This is a genomic window from Bradyrhizobium sp. USDA 223, assembly GCF_044909005.1.
Lineage (GTDB): Bacteria > Pseudomonadota > Alphaproteobacteria > Rhizobiales > Xanthobacteraceae > Bradyrhizobium > Bradyrhizobium yuanmingense.
In genome coordinates this window covers 3,196,381-3,211,517 of record NZ_JBIYDR010000001.1, presented here as the reverse complement: position 1 = coordinate 3,211,517, position 15,137 = coordinate 3,196,381, and the positions used below count along the sequence as shown (strand labels likewise).

The window sequence follows — 15,137 nt, the reverse complement described above, 5'->3', positions numbered from 1 at the left end:
ATGACCAACAAGCAACCCAAGTTGTACGCGCCGACCGAAAAGGATCTGCATGACAACCCCCTGATCGGCGGGTCCAAGGGCGCGAACAGGGCAGGCGTTTCGCCTGACGACCTCGAAGACGTCCTGGGCGAGAACACGATCGAGGGCGACGTCGAGAACGACGTGAACGTCGGTGGCGGTATCGACAAGGATGTCGCGCGGAGCGGTTCGCCCCGAAGAGGCCGGTAAGATTTGGAGGCCCACAATGCAGGGCAAGAAGACTCACGAACAGCAAGTGCGCATCCTCGAGCGGAAGCCCGATGTTCCGGATGCGCGAGAACTTGAACAGGCCGCTGGTCATAACCCGCAAGACACGCGCGTCCATCGTGCCAACCCCGAAGCTCGTCACAGCGAGTTTCCAGTGAGCCGCGGCGGTCTCAACCAGGAGAGTGATCACAACAAGCACAACGATCCCGGTCAGAGCGGCCACAAGCCGCCCAAACCGACGGCGGCACAACAGAAGCACTAAATCATCGGAAGAGAGGAGAGACTGATGCCTGGTGGGCATGGCAGCAAGACGCACTTCAGATCGGGCATGCATGGCAAGGGCGACGGCACCGGCGCATTGACCGACGTGCCGAAGGAGATGATCGGCGACAACATGGTCCTGTCCAACCGAGATAAGAAACAGCATTCGGACATTCGCGGCATGGACGGCAAGTCCATCCAGACCGAACAATATCAGGACCACGCAGCAAACCGGCTCGATGAGAAGCCGGAGGCCGACGAGACCTGAGAGGGCGTTCGTTCCGCCAACTTGCGGACCGGTGTTCAGCCGGTCCGCTTTTTTGTGGGCGCAAGGTCACGCTCCCAGCCGAACACCGAACGGCCGTCGAGCTCCGGCGAGGCTGCACGTTCGCCGGCGATGAAAGCATCGACTGAGGGGCCGCGCGCGGTCCGCTCCAACCGCCGTGCCTGGTCGTCGAGGCGCTTGATCGCCTGCATCTCCTCGTCGCGTCCGAGCTTCGCGCTTCGGATCGCGCCCTTCAGCACCCGGATGGTCTCGTCATAGACCTTGATCGGAACGGGGTAGGGATGCCGGTCCTTGCCGCCATGGGCGAGCGAGAAACGGGCGGGGTCGGTGAAGCGATAGGGCGCGCCGTGCACGACCTCGGCGACCATCGCCAGCGAGCGCACCGTGCGCGCGCCGACGCCCGGCGTCAGCAGCAGCTCCGGAAAATCCACCGGGCCGCGTTCGGCTGCAGCGGCGAGCGTACCGTGCAAGCGGCGCGCGAACACGTCCTTGGGCCGCACATCATGATGCGCAGGCATGATCAGATGCGGCAGCATGCCTTGCGCCGGCGTGGACGAGGTCCCCGTGAGCCGCTCGAATTCGGAGACGATGCGATCCGGGCCGAGGTCGGAGAGCAGCTCGAGCTGTGCCGTCCGAGACAGATCGGCGCGATGATCGGTGAGATTGACGATCTCCCCCTGCTGCGGCCCGTCGATTGCGCTGTGCGGCGTATCGACAAAGCTTTTCAGCGCCTCGGAGTGCCAGTGATAGCGCCGCGCCTGCCGCTTGTCGCCGTTCATGCCCTGCTGCACCACCGTCCATTTGCCGTCAGTGGTGACGAAGAAGCCGTGCAGGTAAAGGTCAAAGCCGTCCTGGACCGCGGCGCTGTCGACCTTGGCGACCAGACGGCTGGCCCTGGTCAGCTTGACGCCGTCGAATCCGACGCGGTCGCCGAGCTGCAACAGCTCGTCCGGCGTCTTGCGCGAATGCTGACCGCGACCGCCACAGACGTAGATCCCGAGCTCGTCCTGGAGCGGTCCGAGCCCGCGCTTCAGCGCGCCGATCACCGAGGTGGTGATGCCGGAGGAGTGCCAGTCCATTCCCATCACGGCGCCAAACGACTGGAACCAGAATGGATGCGACAAGCGCTGCAGAAACGCGTCGCGGCCGTAATGATGCACGATCGCCTGGGTGACGATCGCCCCGAGCGAGGACATGCGACTTGCCAGCCAGGGCGGAACCCGCCCGGTATGAAGAGGAAGATCGGCGCTGCCGGTTCGTCGAGTCATGGCGACAAGCCTAGCGCAGCTCAGCGACGGTTGCACCTGCGGGATGCTGCATTGCACGGGGCGGGGGAGCGAAGCCGGCCGGGATGCGTTGTGCGGGTTGCGTGAATGCAATGATGGGGATGATCCATGGATTGGCAGGCTCTGACGGCCGATATCGACAGGATGTTCGGCTGGATACCGTCATGGTTCATCGGCCTCACCCTGGTTGCCGGCGCGATCCTTCTTGCCCTGCTCGCCTACCGGGTCGCCACATGGCTGCTCAACCGCGCTTTCGGAACGCGGCTTCCGCTCTTGAGCGTGTTCATCGAGCGCACCTCGGGCCCCGCGCAAATGGCGCTTTGCCTTGCCGCCGTCGCAATGGTGCTGCCGCTGGCGCCGCTCGACGATACGATCCGCACCCCCCTGACGCGGCTGTTCGTCGTGGCCTTTATCGCGCTGATCGGCTGGATCTCGATCCGGATCGTCGACATGAGCGCGGCGCGCTACTTGCAGAATTTTCGCGATGTCACCGAAAATTTCGTCGCGCGCAAGCACGTCACGCAGGTGCGCGTGTTCAAGCGCGTCACCGACACCATCATCGTCATCATCACGGTCTCCGCCGCGCTGATGACGTTCGACTCCGTGAAGCAATACGGAGTCAGCCTATTCGCCTCCGCAGGTGCTGCCGGCATCATCGTCGGCCTTGCCGCGCGCCCGCTGCTGAGCAATCTGATCGCCGGCCTGCAGATCGCGATCACCCAGCCGATCCGCATCGAGGATGCGGTGATCATCGAAAACGAATGGGGCTGGATCGAGGACATCGCCTCGACCTATGTCGTGATCCGGCTGTGGGATTGGCGCCGCATGGTGGTGCCGCTGTCCTACTTCATCGAAAAGCCGTTCCAGAACTGGACGCGCGACACCGCATCCCTCATCGGCGTCGTCGCGCTGCATGTCGACTACCGCGCCGACGTCCCGCGCATCCGACGCTGGCTGGAGGAGGCGGTGAAGCAGTCGAAGCTGTGGGACGGGGAGGTGGTGAATCTCCAGGTGATCGATGCCGATTCGCGCACCATCGAGCTTCGGGCGCTGGTCAGTGCCAGGAACGCACCGCAGTCGTGGGACCTGCGCTGCGAGATCAGGGAGAAGCTCATCGCCTTCATCCGCGACGAGATGCCGGAGGCGCTGCCGCGCGACCGCGCCATCCTGATCCCGTCGGGAGACGGAGAGGGCGATCTCGGACTGCGTCCCGCACCGCCGGAGAAGATGCGGGCGAGCGCCAGTCACTGAACGGCGCTTACGCGCCTGCGCCGTCCCGCTATGACCACGTTCTTGTTGACGAGACCTGATCTTTTGTACGATAGTACAAATCTCATGGTACGCAAGCCCACCAGCAAGGAAGCGGCCCGCAAGCCGAACATGCGCGAGGCGATCCTCGCCGCCGCGGAGGAGCTGTTCTCCACCAACGGCTTCAATGCCGTATCGGTGCGCGACATTGCGCAAGCTGCCGGGGCAAATCCGGGCAGCGTGACCTATCATTTCAAGACCAAGGACGGTTTGCTGCTGGAGATCTACCGGCGTCATTGCGGGCCGATGAATCTGCGCCGTTCCGAGCTGCTCGCGGCCGCAAAGCGCGTGCGCGATCTCCAGGACCGGCTGGAGGCGATCGTTCGCGCCTATGTGGTGCCGGCCTTCACCTCGGGCAGCGATCTCGCCGGTGGCGGGGCGCGTTTCACGCGGCTGCGCGCGGTGATGTCAGCGGAAGGCAACGAGGTCGCGCGAAAGATCATCGCGCAGACCTTCGACGACACCAGCCATGCCTTCATCGACGCGGTGCACGAGAGCCTGCCGCACATTCCGCGCACGGACATCGTCTGGCGCAGCCATTTCCTGCTCGGCGCGCTCTATTATTCGCTGGTGACGCCGGAGCGCGTGTCGCGCCTGTCGCGCGGCGAGGCCGACGGCAGCGATGCCGCTTGCGCCATCGAGCAGTTGGTGCAGGCCACCGTCGCGGCCTTCCAGGCGCCGGCGCTGGATGAGGCCGCGCCGGCGCGGCGGCGGCCGGTCGTCGCCGGCAAGGCGTGAAGCAAGAAATCTCGCTTCGGCGGTTCACCTCATGACGATGATGTACACGCCGACCATCCCACCGCCCGACCCGAACACGCGCACGCCGAAGTTCAGGCTGCCGCAGCTGTCGTGTGACGCGCATTGCCACATCTTCGGGCCCGGCGCGAAATACCCTTACGCGCCGGATCGCTCCTACACGCCGCCGGATGCACCGCTGGAGGATTTTCGCTTCCTGCATGCCAAGCTCGGCGTGGAGCGCGCCGTCATTGTCAATGCCAGCGTGCACGGCACCGACAACAGGGTGGCGCTCGATGCGATCGCTGAGAGCAATGGCGCCTACCGGGCCGTCGCCAATATCGATGGCGCCATCACCGAGCGCGACCTGCGCGTCCTGCACGAGGGCGGCTTTCGCGGCTGCCGCTTCAATTTCGTCCGCCATCTCGGCGGCGTACCCGACAAGCGCGTGTTCGACCGCATCGTCGCGATGGTCGCACCGCTCGGCTGGCACGTCGACCTGCATTTCGATGCGATCGATCTGCCCGAATATGCCGACATGCTCACAAGGCTGCCGCTGACTTACACCATCGACCATATGGGTCGGGTGAAGGCGGCCGATGGGCTAGACCAGCTGCCGTTCAAGATACTGATCGAGCTGATGCAGCGCGACGAGAAGTGCTGGGTGAAAATCTGCGGCCCGGAGCGGGTGTCCTCTATCGGTCCGCCGTTCACCGATGCGGTGCCGTTCGCGCGAAAGATCGTCGAGACCGCGCCGGATCGTGTCATCTGGGGCACAGACTGGCCGCATCCCAACGTCAAGGTGATGCCGAACGACGGCGATCTCGTCGATCTGATTCCGCTGTTCGCGCCGGAGCCGGAGGTGCAGACGAAGATTTTGGTCGACAATCCCGCGCGCCTGTTGGGGTTCGAGGCGTGACGACGTCATCGCGCCCGGCACGCTGCGCGGACATGCGCTGTGGACGCATGCATACGAACGAAAAGGAGTAGCCCATGAAAACAGGTCTCGTCGTCACCGCCCATCCCGGCGATTTCGTCTGGCGCGCCGGCGGCGCCATCGCACTGCATGCGAAGAAGGGCTATCGGATGAAGATCGTGTGCCTGTCCTTCGGCGAGCGCGGCGAGAGCCAGTTCGCCTGGAAGGAGCAGGGCGCGACGCTGGAATCGGTCAAGGCCGGCCGCAAGGACGAGGCGGAACGGGCGGCCAAGCTGCTCGGTGCCGAGATCGAGTTCTTCGATTGCGGTGACTATCCGCTGAAGCTCACCGACGCGCATTTCGACCGCATGGTCGACATCTACCGCGAGCTAAATCCGAGCTTCGTGCTGACGCATGCGCTGGAAGACCCCTATAATTTCGACCATCCGAACGCGGCGCATTTCGCGCAGGAGACGCGTGTGGTCGCGCAGGCCATGGGCCACAAGCCCGGCGCGCAGTACAAATATTCGGCGCCGCCGGTGTTCCTGTTCGAGCCGCACCAGCCCGAGCAGTGCAATTACAAGCCGGACACGATCCTCAAGATCGACGAGGTCTGGAAGGAGAAATACGAGGCGTTCCAGATCCTCGCTGCGCAAAAGCATCTCTGGGGCTATTACGAGCGCGTCGCGCTCAACCGCGGCATCCAGGGCAGCCGCAACACCGGCGTTGCCATGACCTATGGCGAGGCCTATCAGCGCCTGTTTCCGACGGTTGCGGACGAGCTGGCATGAAGCCGGTCCGCAACATCAAGCTGAAGGTCGTACTCGGCAGTCACCACCATGTGCAGGCGGTGAAGAGCGGGGCGCTCCGTTCCGACCTGTTCGATCTCGATTTCATCGAATACACGCCGACCAACACGGCGTTCAAGCCGATGGTGCGCGAGCAGGCCTTTGACGTCTGCGAGATGGCGATCGTCACCTATTTGATGGCGAAAGCGCACGGCAAGCCGCTGGTGCTGATGCCGGCGACCATGCTCGGCCGCTTCCAGCATTCCTACGCTCTCTATAATCCCGCGCATGGGACGCTCGGGCCCACCGATCTCGAAGGCAAGCGGGTCGGTATCCGCTCCTTCACGACCACGACGGGCGCTTGGATCAGGGGTATCCTCGCCAACGATTACGGCGTCGATCTCGACAGGATTCGCTGGATCACCTTCGAGAATCCGCATGTGGCCGAATATGTCGACACCACCGAGCGCGCGCCGAAGGACAAGAAGATCCTGCAGATGCTGCTCGACGGCGAGCTCGATGCTGTCCTCGGCGAAACCTCCGATGATCCCAAGCTGAAGCCGCTGTTTCCCGATCCGGCCGCGGAGGCCGCCCGATGGTATTCGCGGCGCGGCGTCGTGCCGGTCAACCATCTCGTGGTCGTGACCGAGAGCCTGGCGAAATCGCGCCCCGACGTGGTCGCCGGCGTCTATGATCTGCTCAAGCGGAACAAGGCGCAGACGGGACCGACGGCAACGCCGGACCTCGTTCCGTACGGGATCGAGGCCAACAGAAAACCGCTCGAGCTGATCATCGACTACGCATTCCAGCAGGCGCTGATCCCTCGCCGCTATTCGGTCGATGAGCTCTTTGACGAGACGACACGAGGACTGAACTGATGGCAGGTGATCCCAGGCGCTGGCAGATCGGGTTGGTCGGCTATGGCGAGGTCGGCAGGATTTTGGCCGAGGATTTGCGCCAGCAGGACATCAAGGTCTCAGCCTACGACATCAAGCTCGGAGGCGAGCAGGGCGCGTTGCTGCAAGGGCATGCGGCGAAATTCGGTGTCGCTCTTGCAACTTCTCACGCCGAGCTGGCCGCGAAGTCCGACTTCATCATCTCCGCCGTCACGGCGAGCCAGGCCGTGCCGGTCGCAAAGGCCTGTGCGGCAGCGATCAATCAGGGCACCTGGTTTCTCGATTTCAACTCGGCCTCTCCTGGTGCCAAGCAGCGCGCGGCGGCGCTGATCGATGGTGCCGCCGGGCGCTATGTCGAGGGCGCGGTGATGACCTCGGTGCCGCCTTATCGCATCAAGGTGCCTTTGCTGCTCGGCGGACCCGGCGCGAGGGAGCTCGAGCCGCTTCTGAATACGATCGGTTTCGCGGCCAAGGTTGCCAGTGACAAGCTTGGCGTGTCCTCGGCCGTCAAAATGTGCCGCAGCATCATGATCAAGGGCCTTGAGGCCATGGTCATCGAGAGCTTCACGACGGCGCGTGCCTATGGCGTCGAGGATGCGGTGCTGGCGTCGCTTGCGGAAACGTTCCCCGGCATCGATTGGGAGGAGCTGGGCGCCTATTGCTTCCAGCGCGTGATCGAGCACGGCCGCCGCCGGGCGGAAGAGGTGCGGGAGGTCGCCGAGACCGTGCGCGAGGCGGGCCTGACGCCGTGGTCGGCGCAAGGCACGGCCGAGCGGCAGGCCTGGATGGCCGATCTCGCCGATGAGGGGCAGTTCGGGTTGAGAGGCAGCGGGGAGTTCGCCCGCAGTGCGGACTGGCGCACCGAGGCGGACCGGATCCTGGCGAAGATCAATCGGACGAAATAGTCAGCTCAGGACCGGGTCGCGGGATTCGAAGCTCCCGACCTGGTCACGCGCGCGTTCGATGAGGTCGATCAGATTGCGGGCTTTACGGACGAGCTGCTCGGTGGCCGGCTGGGTGCGGAACTCCGCCAGCACGGCGCGAACGCACTTGCTAGCGGCATCGAGCGTCCAGAGCGTACGGTTCACGTCGGCCTGCGTCTGGATGGCCGAGATGTCGAGGCCCGAGAGAACGTGGCCGATGCCGTCCAGCCGATTCACCGCCGTATCGGTCGGCGTTCGGGCGTGGACGGAATCATCGATGCTGCTGAATGCGCTGAACAGACTCATACTTCCCCACTGAACGCAGATTGTCAGTGCACGTTCTAGTTACGACGGCGCGGCCTGCCTCGCAATGCGTTGAGCTACGGTCCGGGATTCTACCGAACTCGGGTCGGCGCGGACCGGCGGTAAAATCGAACTGCCGTGGCCCCGCGGCCCGATCAGGTCGTGCGCGCGATGCCCGAAATATCGGCCGCGAAACGCGCTCAGCTCTTGAACAGGGTCGGCCGCGGCCGTGCAAATGTCTGCTGGCCGCGCTTGAAGCCCATCAGGACGTCAGGCAGCTCGGCGATGGCGAATCGGCTGTCCTTGGTATCGACCACGATCAGATCGGCGGGATTGCCGACCTCGATGCCGTAGTCGGCGAGGTTCATCAGCCGGGCCGGCAGCCCGGTCACGAGGTCCAGGCAGGTGTCGAAGTCGCTGACCGAGGCGTGCGCGACGTTCGCATAGAAGTTCGCCATCCGCAGCAGCGAGGCATCGCCGAACGGCGTGAAGGGATTGAGCACGTTGTTGGTCGCGACCGAGCAGAGCACGCCGTCGCCGGCAAGCTTGTGGGCGAGGGTCAGCCCGCGCGGCGCGTTGTGCGTGGCCTCGCGCCCCATCAGATAGAGATCGGTCGCGGGCAGGACGGTGACCGCAACGCCTGACCTTGCCAGTTGCGCAGTGGCCGCCTTCATCCGTTCGGGGGGCAAGGCCGACAGTTTCGTGGCATGGCCGATCGCGACGCGTCCGCTGTAGCTGCGCTGCTCGGTCTGGCGACAGACCTCGTCGATATGCCACCAGGAGGGATCGAGGTCGAAATCGAGATGGAGATCGACGTCGATGTCGAATTCCTCAGCGAGATCGAAGATGCGCGCGAGATGGGCGTTCGGGTCGGTGTCCATGTAGGGACAACCGCCAATGACCTCGCCGCCTTCGCGCAGCGCCTGGGCCAGCAGCTCCTCGGCTCCGGGATCATTGGTGAGGCCTTCCTGCGGGAAGACGCAGAGCTCGAGATCGATCGCCCAGGCGTAATCGCGCTTCAGCGCCTTGACCGCCTCGAAGCCGCGAAGGCCGATGCGAGGGTCGATCTCGACATGCGTGCGCATGCGCGTCGTGCCGTTGACGATGGCGCGTTCGAGCACTCTGGCGCCGCGCGCGTAGACGTCCTCGATCGTGAAATCCTTCTTCATCGCGGCGACGGCGCGGATCGCCTCCGAGACGCTGCCGTGATCGTGGCCGCAGCGGCCGAGCAGGCAGGCCTTGTCGAGATGGATGTGGGTGTCGACGAAGCCGGGGAGGGCGAGGAGGCCGCCGACCTCGATCTCGGCGGCCTCGCACGCCAACTTCGGCGCGATCGCGGCTATGCGGCCGTCCTTCACGCCGATATCGACGGGTGCGGCGGAAGAGCGCAACAGCGCGTTGCGGAAGACCAGGTCGAAGGCGGCTTGGGTGGTCATGGCGTTGGATTCAGCTGCAGCAGCCTAGCCGAAGCCGCGGGAGGGGGCAGCTCCAGATTGTGTGCAGTGCTGAGGCCGTATTGTCTAAAAAATGTGCATGCACTTTGAGGCCCAGATTGTAAAATAGCGACGTCCCAAGAGAATCCCGCGATGTCTATTCCCGCAAAAGCCGAAAGCCCGATGACCGACGCCGAGATTGTCGAAGCCTATCTCACCGCTTCGATGATACCGGATCCCGATGCCGCTGCGGCCTATATGAAGCCTGGCACGGTGATCACGTTCACCGGTGGGCGCGCGTTCGACCATCCGCGCGGGCCGACCGGCTTCAACGCGAAGCGCTATCGCTGGGTCAAGAAGAAGATGGACCGGTTCGACGTCTGCCCGGGCGCGGACGAGACCGTCGTCTACAGCGTCGGCACGCTCTATGGCGAGTGGATGGACGGCACGCCGTTCGAGGGCAACCGCTATGTCGATCGCTTTGTCGTGAGGGACGGGCAGATCGTGAAGATGGACGTCTGGAACGATAGCGCCGAGCGCATTCTCGTTCAGCGCGGCATCGAGGCCTAACTCCGTCGAGCCAGCTTCGGCAGCTTGATCACCCGATTGCTCGTCACCTCGTCCGCATAGGGTGCGAGGATGTCGAGCAGATCGCGGCCGCGCTGCGGAGTGGGAGCGACCAGCGCACGATTGGCCACCGAATCCAGGTGATGATGCATCAATTCCATCACCTTGGCCGCATCGCCCTTGGCCAGCGCTGCGATGATGGCGCGGTGCTCGTTGATGGCGCATTCGGTGGAATGCGGCCGGCTGTAAAGCGACAGCGTCAGGCAGCAGCGATAGGCGACCTCGCTGACATAGCGCACCAGGATTGGGCTGTTCGTCATGTGCGCGAGCAGGATGTGGAATTCGGTCGCGAGGCGGATCGACACCGCATCCGTGCCGTCGCGGGCGCGATCTTCGGCATCGACATGGGCGTTCAGCTCGGCGATCTGCGCCTTGGTCAGCTTGCCCGCGAGCTGGCGCACGACGAGGCGTTCGAGCTCGATGCGAATGTCGAAGGCATCGCGCGCCTCCTGCCAGCTCGGCGTCGCCACTACGGCGATCCGGTTGCGGCGGAGCTCGACTAGGCCTTCGGCGGCGAGTTGGCCCAGTGCATGGCGGGCGATGGTGCGGCTGACGCCGAAACGTTCGCCGAGCGCATCCTCCGGCAGCTTGGCGCCTGGCTCCAGCGCCTGTTCGATGATGGCGCGCCGGAGCGCGCGGCAGATCACGCTGACCTTGTCCGACGATTCAGAAGTCTTGCTACTGGCGCGCGCCGCCATCGGCGAATCCCATGGGAGTGACATCTCTCTTTAGCACAGGCTCGCGTCGATTCAGCGCTCCAATTGCATGCAGTTTGGCCTCCGGACTGCCTAAATCGAATCCGGCGATTTGGCGCGGATTTCGGCTAGGCCATTGATTTCGCGGGGCTCGATCGCTGGCATCCAGCTTGCATGCACTTTTCCTGTGATGCGCATGCAACCCAACGCCCAATTCGACGGCCAGCCCGTTCCCGAAGGCTCGGCCACGCCCGCCATCGAGCTGTCCGAGGCCTCGGTCACCTTCGGGCGCGGCGACCGCGCCGTGCCTGCTTTGTCGAAGACCACGCTCAAGATCGCCGACGGCGAGTTTGTCGCATTGGTCGGCCCATCCGGATGCGGCAAATCGACCATTTTGCGGCTGGTCAGCGGCCTGGTGCAGCCGACCAGCGGCGTCGTCATCGTCGGCGGCCGCGAAGTGGCGGCGCGGGCGATGCGGGTCGGCATGGCCTTTCAGAACCCGACCATGCTGCCGTGGATGACGATCGAGCGGAACATCATGCTGCCGCTGAAGATCGTCGAGCCGTTCCGCTCGAAGTTCCGCAAGCTGCGCAAGACCGAATTCCGCGACAAGGCTAATGCCCTGCTGGAGCAGGTCGGCCTCAAGGGCTTCGGCAATCGCTATCCCTGGCAGCTCTCCGGCGGCATGCTCCAGCGCGCCAATCTCTGCCGCGCGCTGATCCACGAGCCGCGCATGCTGCTGCTCGACGAGCCCTTTGGCGCCCTCGACCAGTTCACCCGCGAGGAGCTATGGGCGATCCTCCAGAATCTCTGGATGACGCACAAGCCGACCGTGCTGCTGGTGACGCACGATCTGCGCGAGGCGGGCTTCCTTGCCAGCCGCATCTGCGTGATGAGCGCGCGCCCCGGCCGCATCCTCGACGACAGCCGCGTCGAATTCGCGCGGCCGCGCACGGTCGCGATGACGTTCGAGCCGGATTTCGTCGCGCTGAACCAGAAGCTGCGCGCCTTCATCGAGGATGCGCGCAGCGCCGCTGATCAGGGGGCAGGCTGATGTTCGGGATCGATGTCAGGCAGAAAGCATGGTCGGCGGGGCTGATCGTGCTGTTCTTCGTCGCCTGGGAGCTGTTCTGCCTAATGTCCGGCATGTCCGACCTGGTGCTGCCGCGACCCTCGCAGGTGTTCGTGACGCTGGTCCAGCGCTTCCCGGTACTGTGGCCGCATATCGTGCAGACGCTGGCCACCACCATGCTCGGCTTCGTGCTTGGCGTCGCGCTCGGCGTCGCCCTCGGCGCGATCATCGGCGTGTCGAAGACGGCCTACGACACCTGCTATCCGCTGCTGATCGGCTTCTCCTCGATCCCCAAGGTCGCGGTGGTGCCGATCTTCGTGCTGTGGTTCGGCTCCGGCACGGTGCCGGCGGTGCTGACTGCGCTGTCGATCTGCTTCTTCCCGATCGTGGTCAACATCGCGACCGGCCTTGCTACCACCGAGCCCGAGCTTGAGGACGTCTTGAAGGCGCTCGGCGCCAGCAAGCTCGACATCCTCTGGAATGTTGGTCTGCCGCGCACCATGCCGTTCTTCTTTGCTTCGCTGAAGGTTGCGATCTCCTACGCCTTCGTCGGCGCGGTGCTGTCTGAGACGGTCGCCTCCAACCGCGGCATCGGCAACGTCATGATGACCGCGTCCTCCAATTTTAACGTGCCGCTGGTGTTCGCCGGCTTGTTCGTGCTCGCCGGGCTCGGTGTCGCGCTCTACGTCGTGTTCTCGCTGATCGAAGGGCAGGTCACCGGCTGGGCCACGCGCAAGAACGACGTGATCGCCACCTGATTTTTCCAACCGTCACGCAACGAAGCTTGAGGAGGTCTCGATGTTGAGAAACGTAACTGCCGCGCTGTTGGCATTGGCCCTGTCCACGGGGGCCGCAATCGCCCAGGAGACCACGATCAAGTTCACACTGGGCTGGAAAACCCAGGGCAGCGACGCTGCCTTCTTCTATGCCAAGGACAACGGCTTCTTCAAGGAGGAAGGCCTCAACGTCGTCATCGATCAGGGCGAGGGCTCCGGCGCCACCGTCACGCGTGTGATGTCCGGCGCCTATGACGCCGGCTTCGGCGACGTCAACGCCATCATCCAGAACGCCTCGACCAAGCCGCAGGAGGCGCCCGTCATGGTCTACATGATGTGGAACCAGCCGCCGTTCGCCATCGTCGCCAAGAAGAGCAGCGGCATCAACACCATCAAGGATTTCGAGGGCCGCACGCTCGGCGGTGCGCAGGGCACGCCGACGACGCGCTTGTTGCCGGTGTTCACCCGCAAGAACGGGCTCGACGGCGAGAAGATCAAGATCTCCAACATGGCGCCGAACCTGCAGGAGCCGATGCTGATCAAGGGCGACATCGATGCGGCCCTCGTCTTCAACATCACCAGCTATTTCAATCTGGTGCTCAACCGCCAGGATCCGGACAAGGACTTCAAATGGTTTTCGTTCGGTGAATATGGCCTCGATCTCTACTCCAACGGCGTGATGGTCTCCCGCAAGCTGATCGCCTCGAATCCGAAGGCCGTCGCGGGCCTGGTGCGCGCCATCAACAAGGGTGCGATCGCGATCGCCAAGGACCAGAATGCCGGCATGAAGGCGGCACTGAACTACGACAACCTCATTAACGCCGAGGTGGAGAAGCGCCGGCTGCAATATTCCTTCGAGAAGCTGATCGTCTCGCCGGAGATGAAGGAGATCGGCATCGGCGACATCAAGGACGACCGGATGACGCGCGCGATCGGCATCGTGGTCGAGGGCTATCAGCTCGCCCGTGCGCCGACGCCGGCGGAGGTGTTCTCGCGCGAATTCCTGCCGCCGCGCGGGGAGCGGGAGCTGGTGTACACTGCCAACTGAACTTGGAGGAACAGCCATGGCCACGGAGATCTCGGCAACCAGCCTGTTCCGTGGCCCTGACCGTGGCGTCAGCGAGAACGTCGTGCTGCGGCACGACGAGGGCGTCATCACCGAAATCTCGGAAGGAGCGGGGCCGGCGCCTCGCTCCTTCGTCATCCCCGCCTTCGTCAACGCCCATGATCATGCCCGTGCCACGGCGTCGTCCTTCGGTGCGGTCGGCATGCCCCTGGAAAGCTGGATTTTGCGAACCGCACTGGGCTCGCCGATCGATCCCTATCTGACAGCCGTCTCGGCATTGGCCCGTTCCGCCAAGGCAGGCTGCGCGGCGATGATGGTCCATTACACGCGTCCGAGCGGGACGATGCCGCTGCTCGATGAGGCCAAGGCCATCGCGAAAGCCGCATCCGACGTCGGGATTCGCATGGCGTTTGCAATGGCGGTGCGCGATCAGAATCCCATCGTCTACGGTGATGCCGAGCCATTGCTTTCTGGGCTTGCCGGGGACGATCGCAAGACCATCGAGGATCTCTTCGTTCGCGCGCCGCTGTCGCCGAAGGCTTATATCGAGCTCACCGACGCAATTGCCGCAGCCACCGCCGGACCGATGGTCGACGTGCAGCTCGGGCCGGCCGGTGTGCAATGGTGCTCGAAGCCGCTGCTGAAGGCCGTCGCGGAGAACTCCGCGCGGACCGGTCGCCGCATTCACATGCATCTGCTGGAAACAGTGTACCAGCGCGCCTGGGCCGACCAGCACTTTCCGGACATGGTGCGCTGGCTTCGCGATGTCGGCTTCCTCTCCGAGCGGCTGACGCTGGCGCATTGCATTCACGCCCGTCCGGATGAGCTCGAGATGATCGCCGCCTCCGGCGCGCGCATCGTTACCAATTTCAGCTCGAACATGCATTTGCGCTCGGGCCTCGCCCCGATCGCCGCCGCGCACAGATGCGGCTGCGCCATCACTGTGGGCGTCGACGGCCTGGCGCTGGACGAGGATGACGACATTTTGCGCGAGATGCGGCTGGTGCAGATGGTCCATGGCGGCCTCGGCTTCAAGGCGACATGGACGCCCGCCGAGATGTTTGCGCTCGCCATCCGCAACGGACGCCATGCGACCGGGGCGCCCGGGAATGGTGAGCTCGCGGCGGGCAATCCGGCCGACTACGTCGTGATCGATCTCGATCGGCTGGATCGGGACCAGATCATGCCGGTCGATCCCATGGCGCTGCTGTTTGCGCGTGGCAACGCCTCCCTGGTGAAGGAGGTGGTCGTCGCCGGCAGGACGATCGCGCGGGACGGGGTCTGCGCGAGCGTCGACCTGCCGGCCGTCGAGCGGGAATTGCGGGCGATGTATCGCGCCAATGTCGGCAAGCTCGACAGCTTCCGGCGGATGTGGCCGTCCCTGTCGGATCGGCTGAGCGGCTGGTTCGAGCAGCAGCTGACCTGCGAGTGACGCGCCGATGGGCGCCGCGACGGAATGTATATCAAACAGCGATGGCTGGTAGACGCAGCCTGGTCTGGCGCATGACCAACCTCTAGGC

The 15,137-nt window shown here is 64.4% G+C and carries 18 protein-coding genes; 14 read left to right on the top strand and 4 right to left on the bottom strand.

The genetic code is table 11. From position 1 onward, the window contains the following. From ABIA40_RS14975 to ABIA40_RS14965, 3 genes are read left to right on the top strand one after another with little or no spacing between them, the layout of a single operon-like run. The gene (locus tag ABIA40_RS14975) at positions 1-228 is read left to right on the top strand and encodes a hypothetical protein (protein ID WP_271547194.1); all 228 of its coding nucleotides are present in this window, start codon (positions 1-3) and stop codon (positions 226-228) included. A 16-nt stretch (positions 229-244) separates the two neighbouring features. Beyond that, the gene (locus ABIA40_RS14970; RefSeq protein ID WP_036022354.1) at positions 245-508 is read left to right on the top strand and encodes a hypothetical protein; all 264 of its coding nucleotides are present in this window, start codon (positions 245-247) and stop codon (positions 506-508) included. Positions 509-532: 24 nt separating this feature from the next. Next, positions 533-775: a hypothetical protein gene (locus tag ABIA40_RS14965; RefSeq protein ID WP_036001316.1), complete on the top strand. Its 243-nt coding sequence runs from the start codon at positions 533-535 to the stop codon at positions 773-775. A gap of 35 nt (positions 776-810) precedes the next feature. Here the strand turns inward: ABIA40_RS14965 and ABIA40_RS14960 are convergent, their stop codons facing one another. Next, positions 811-2,061 carry a DUF763 domain-containing protein gene (locus ABIA40_RS14960; RefSeq protein ID WP_271547193.1) on the bottom strand — a complete coding sequence of 417 codons (1,251 nt, stop codon included), beginning with the start codon at positions 2,059-2,061 and terminating at the stop codon, positions 811-813. 126 nt (positions 2,062-2,187) lie between these two features. On the opposite strand from ABIA40_RS14960, the gene ABIA40_RS14955 reads away from it, so the two are divergent. The 6 genes from ABIA40_RS14955 (at position 2,188) to ABIA40_RS14930 (ending at position 7,627) form a co-directional block, all read left to right on the top strand. Then, positions 2,188-3,330, top strand: coding sequence for a mechanosensitive ion channel family protein (locus ABIA40_RS14955; protein ID WP_128262252.1), 1,143 nt, complete (start codon positions 2,188-2,190; stop codon positions 3,328-3,330). Positions 3,331-3,414: 84 nt separating this feature from the next. Beyond that, positions 3,415-4,125, top strand: coding sequence for a TetR/AcrR family transcriptional regulator (locus tag ABIA40_RS14950; protein ID WP_271547192.1), 711 nt, complete (start codon positions 3,415-3,417; stop codon positions 4,123-4,125). 31 nt (positions 4,126-4,156) lie between these two features. Then, positions 4,157-5,041 carry an amidohydrolase gene (locus ABIA40_RS14945; RefSeq protein ID WP_271547191.1) on the top strand — a complete coding sequence of 295 codons (885 nt, stop codon included), beginning with the start codon at positions 4,157-4,159 and terminating at the stop codon, positions 5,039-5,041. A gap of 74 nt (positions 5,042-5,115) precedes the next feature. Continuing rightward, positions 5,116-5,829 (top strand): PIG-L deacetylase family protein, encoded by a 714-nt coding sequence (locus ABIA40_RS14940; protein WP_271547190.1) that lies wholly within the window; start codon positions 5,116-5,118, stop codon positions 5,827-5,829. After that, positions 5,826-6,704, top strand: coding sequence for a hypothetical protein (locus tag ABIA40_RS14935; protein ID WP_271547189.1), 879 nt, complete (start codon positions 5,826-5,828; stop codon positions 6,702-6,704). The genes ABIA40_RS14940 and ABIA40_RS14935 overlap by 4 nt, the downstream gene beginning before the upstream one ends. Beyond that, positions 6,704-7,627 (top strand): DUF1932 domain-containing protein, encoded by a 924-nt coding sequence (locus tag ABIA40_RS14930; RefSeq protein ID WP_404541766.1) that lies wholly within the window; start codon positions 6,704-6,706, stop codon positions 7,625-7,627. Before ABIA40_RS14935 ends, ABIA40_RS14930 begins: the two co-directional genes overlap by 1 nt. On the opposite strand, the gene ABIA40_RS14925 is transcribed toward ABIA40_RS14930, so the two are convergent. Both ABIA40_RS14925 and ABIA40_RS14920 read right to left on the bottom strand, forming a co-directional pair. Further along, positions 7,628-7,951 (bottom strand): hypothetical protein, encoded by a 324-nt coding sequence (locus tag ABIA40_RS14925; RefSeq protein ID WP_271547187.1) that lies wholly within the window; start codon positions 7,949-7,951, stop codon positions 7,628-7,630. A gap of 197 nt (positions 7,952-8,148) precedes the next feature. Next, entirely contained in the window at positions 8,149-9,384 is a 1,236-nt protein-coding gene (locus ABIA40_RS14920) for an amidohydrolase family protein (protein WP_271547186.1), read from the bottom strand. Between the two features lie 150 nt (positions 9,385-9,534). On the opposite strand from ABIA40_RS14920, the gene ABIA40_RS14915 reads away from it, so the two are divergent. After that, positions 9,535-9,951: a nuclear transport factor 2 family protein gene (locus tag ABIA40_RS14915; RefSeq protein ID WP_157282281.1), complete on the top strand. Its 417-nt coding sequence runs from the start codon at positions 9,535-9,537 to the stop codon at positions 9,949-9,951. On the opposite strand, the gene ABIA40_RS14910 is transcribed toward ABIA40_RS14915, so the two are convergent. Beyond that, the gene (locus tag ABIA40_RS14910; protein ID WP_157282280.1) at positions 9,948-10,706 is read right to left on the bottom strand and encodes a GntR family transcriptional regulator; all 759 of its coding nucleotides are present in this window, start codon (positions 10,704-10,706) and stop codon (positions 9,948-9,950) included. The two genes, ABIA40_RS14915 and ABIA40_RS14910, sit on opposite strands and share 4 nt — an antisense overlap. Before the next feature lie 193 nt (positions 10,707-10,899). Here ABIA40_RS14910 and ABIA40_RS14905 point away from each other — a divergent pair, with 193 nt between their 5' ends. Genes ABIA40_RS14905 through ABIA40_RS14890 form a run of 4 tightly spaced genes read left to right on the top strand, consistent with a single transcriptional unit; the run spans position 10,900 to position 15,049 of the window. Next, the gene (locus ABIA40_RS14905) at positions 10,900-11,757 is read left to right on the top strand and encodes an ABC transporter ATP-binding protein (RefSeq protein ID WP_271547185.1); all 858 of its coding nucleotides are present in this window, start codon (positions 10,900-10,902) and stop codon (positions 11,755-11,757) included. Further along, positions 11,757-12,533 carry an ABC transporter permease gene (locus ABIA40_RS14900; RefSeq protein WP_157282278.1) on the top strand — a complete coding sequence of 259 codons (777 nt, stop codon included), beginning with the start codon at positions 11,757-11,759 and terminating at the stop codon, positions 12,531-12,533. Before ABIA40_RS14905 ends, ABIA40_RS14900 begins: the two co-directional genes overlap by 1 nt. 40 nt (positions 12,534-12,573) lie before the next feature. Further along, positions 12,574-13,599: an ABC transporter substrate-binding protein gene (locus tag ABIA40_RS14895; protein ID WP_275500122.1), complete on the top strand. Its 1,026-nt coding sequence runs from the start codon at positions 12,574-12,576 to the stop codon at positions 13,597-13,599. Between the two features lie 16 nt (positions 13,600-13,615). After that, positions 13,616-15,049 (top strand): amidohydrolase family protein, encoded by a 1,434-nt coding sequence (locus ABIA40_RS14890; RefSeq protein ID WP_404541759.1) that lies wholly within the window; start codon positions 13,616-13,618, stop codon positions 15,047-15,049. Positions 15,050-15,137: the final 88 nt, after the last annotated feature.

What these genes read in the sequence shown, in the direction of transcription:
- ABIA40_RS14975 (WP_271547194.1), top strand. Translation starts at nt 1, where the DNA reads ATGACCAACAAGCAACCCAAGTTGTACGCGCCGACCGAAAAGGATCTG.
- ABIA40_RS14970 (WP_036022354.1), top strand. Translation starts at nt 245, where the DNA reads ATGCAGGGCAAGAAGACTCACGAACAGCAAGTGCGCATCCTCGAGCGG.
- ABIA40_RS14965 (WP_036001316.1), top strand. Translation starts at nt 533, where the DNA reads ATGCCTGGTGGGCATGGCAGCAAGACGCACTTCAGATCGGGCATGCAT.
- ABIA40_RS14960 (WP_271547193.1), bottom strand. Translation starts at nt 2,061, where the DNA reads ATGACTCGACGAACCGGCAGCGCCGATCTTCCTCTTCATACCGGGCGG.
- ABIA40_RS14955 (WP_128262252.1), top strand. Translation starts at nt 2,188, where the DNA reads ATGGATTGGCAGGCTCTGACGGCCGATATCGACAGGATGTTCGGCTGG.
- ABIA40_RS14950 (WP_271547192.1), top strand. Translation starts at nt 3,415, where the DNA reads ATGGTACGCAAGCCCACCAGCAAGGAAGCGGCCCGCAAGCCGAACATG.
- ABIA40_RS14945 (WP_271547191.1), top strand. Translation starts at nt 4,157, where the DNA reads ATGACGATGATGTACACGCCGACCATCCCACCGCCCGACCCGAACACG.
- ABIA40_RS14940 (WP_271547190.1), top strand. Translation starts at nt 5,116, where the DNA reads ATGAAAACAGGTCTCGTCGTCACCGCCCATCCCGGCGATTTCGTCTGG.
- ABIA40_RS14935 (WP_271547189.1), top strand. Translation starts at nt 5,826, where the DNA reads ATGAAGCCGGTCCGCAACATCAAGCTGAAGGTCGTACTCGGCAGTCAC.
- ABIA40_RS14930 (WP_404541766.1), top strand. Translation starts at nt 6,704, where the DNA reads ATGGCAGGTGATCCCAGGCGCTGGCAGATCGGGTTGGTCGGCTATGGC.
- ABIA40_RS14925 (WP_271547187.1), bottom strand. Translation starts at nt 7,951, where the DNA reads ATGAGTCTGTTCAGCGCATTCAGCAGCATCGATGATTCCGTCCACGCC.
- ABIA40_RS14920 (WP_271547186.1), bottom strand. Translation starts at nt 9,384, where the DNA reads ATGACCACCCAAGCCGCCTTCGACCTGGTCTTCCGCAACGCGCTGTTG.
- ABIA40_RS14915 (WP_157282281.1), top strand. Translation starts at nt 9,535, where the DNA reads ATGTCTATTCCCGCAAAAGCCGAAAGCCCGATGACCGACGCCGAGATT.
- ABIA40_RS14910 (WP_157282280.1), bottom strand. Translation starts at nt 10,706, where the DNA reads ATGGCGGCGCGCGCCAGTAGCAAGACTTCTGAATCGTCGGACAAGGTC.
- ABIA40_RS14905 (WP_271547185.1), top strand. Translation starts at nt 10,900, where the DNA reads ATGCAACCCAACGCCCAATTCGACGGCCAGCCCGTTCCCGAAGGCTCG.
- ABIA40_RS14900 (WP_157282278.1), top strand. Translation starts at nt 11,757, where the DNA reads ATGTTCGGGATCGATGTCAGGCAGAAAGCATGGTCGGCGGGGCTGATC.
- ABIA40_RS14895 (WP_275500122.1), top strand. Translation starts at nt 12,574, where the DNA reads ATGTTGAGAAACGTAACTGCCGCGCTGTTGGCATTGGCCCTGTCCACG.
- ABIA40_RS14890 (WP_404541759.1), top strand. Translation starts at nt 13,616, where the DNA reads ATGGCCACGGAGATCTCGGCAACCAGCCTGTTCCGTGGCCCTGACCGT.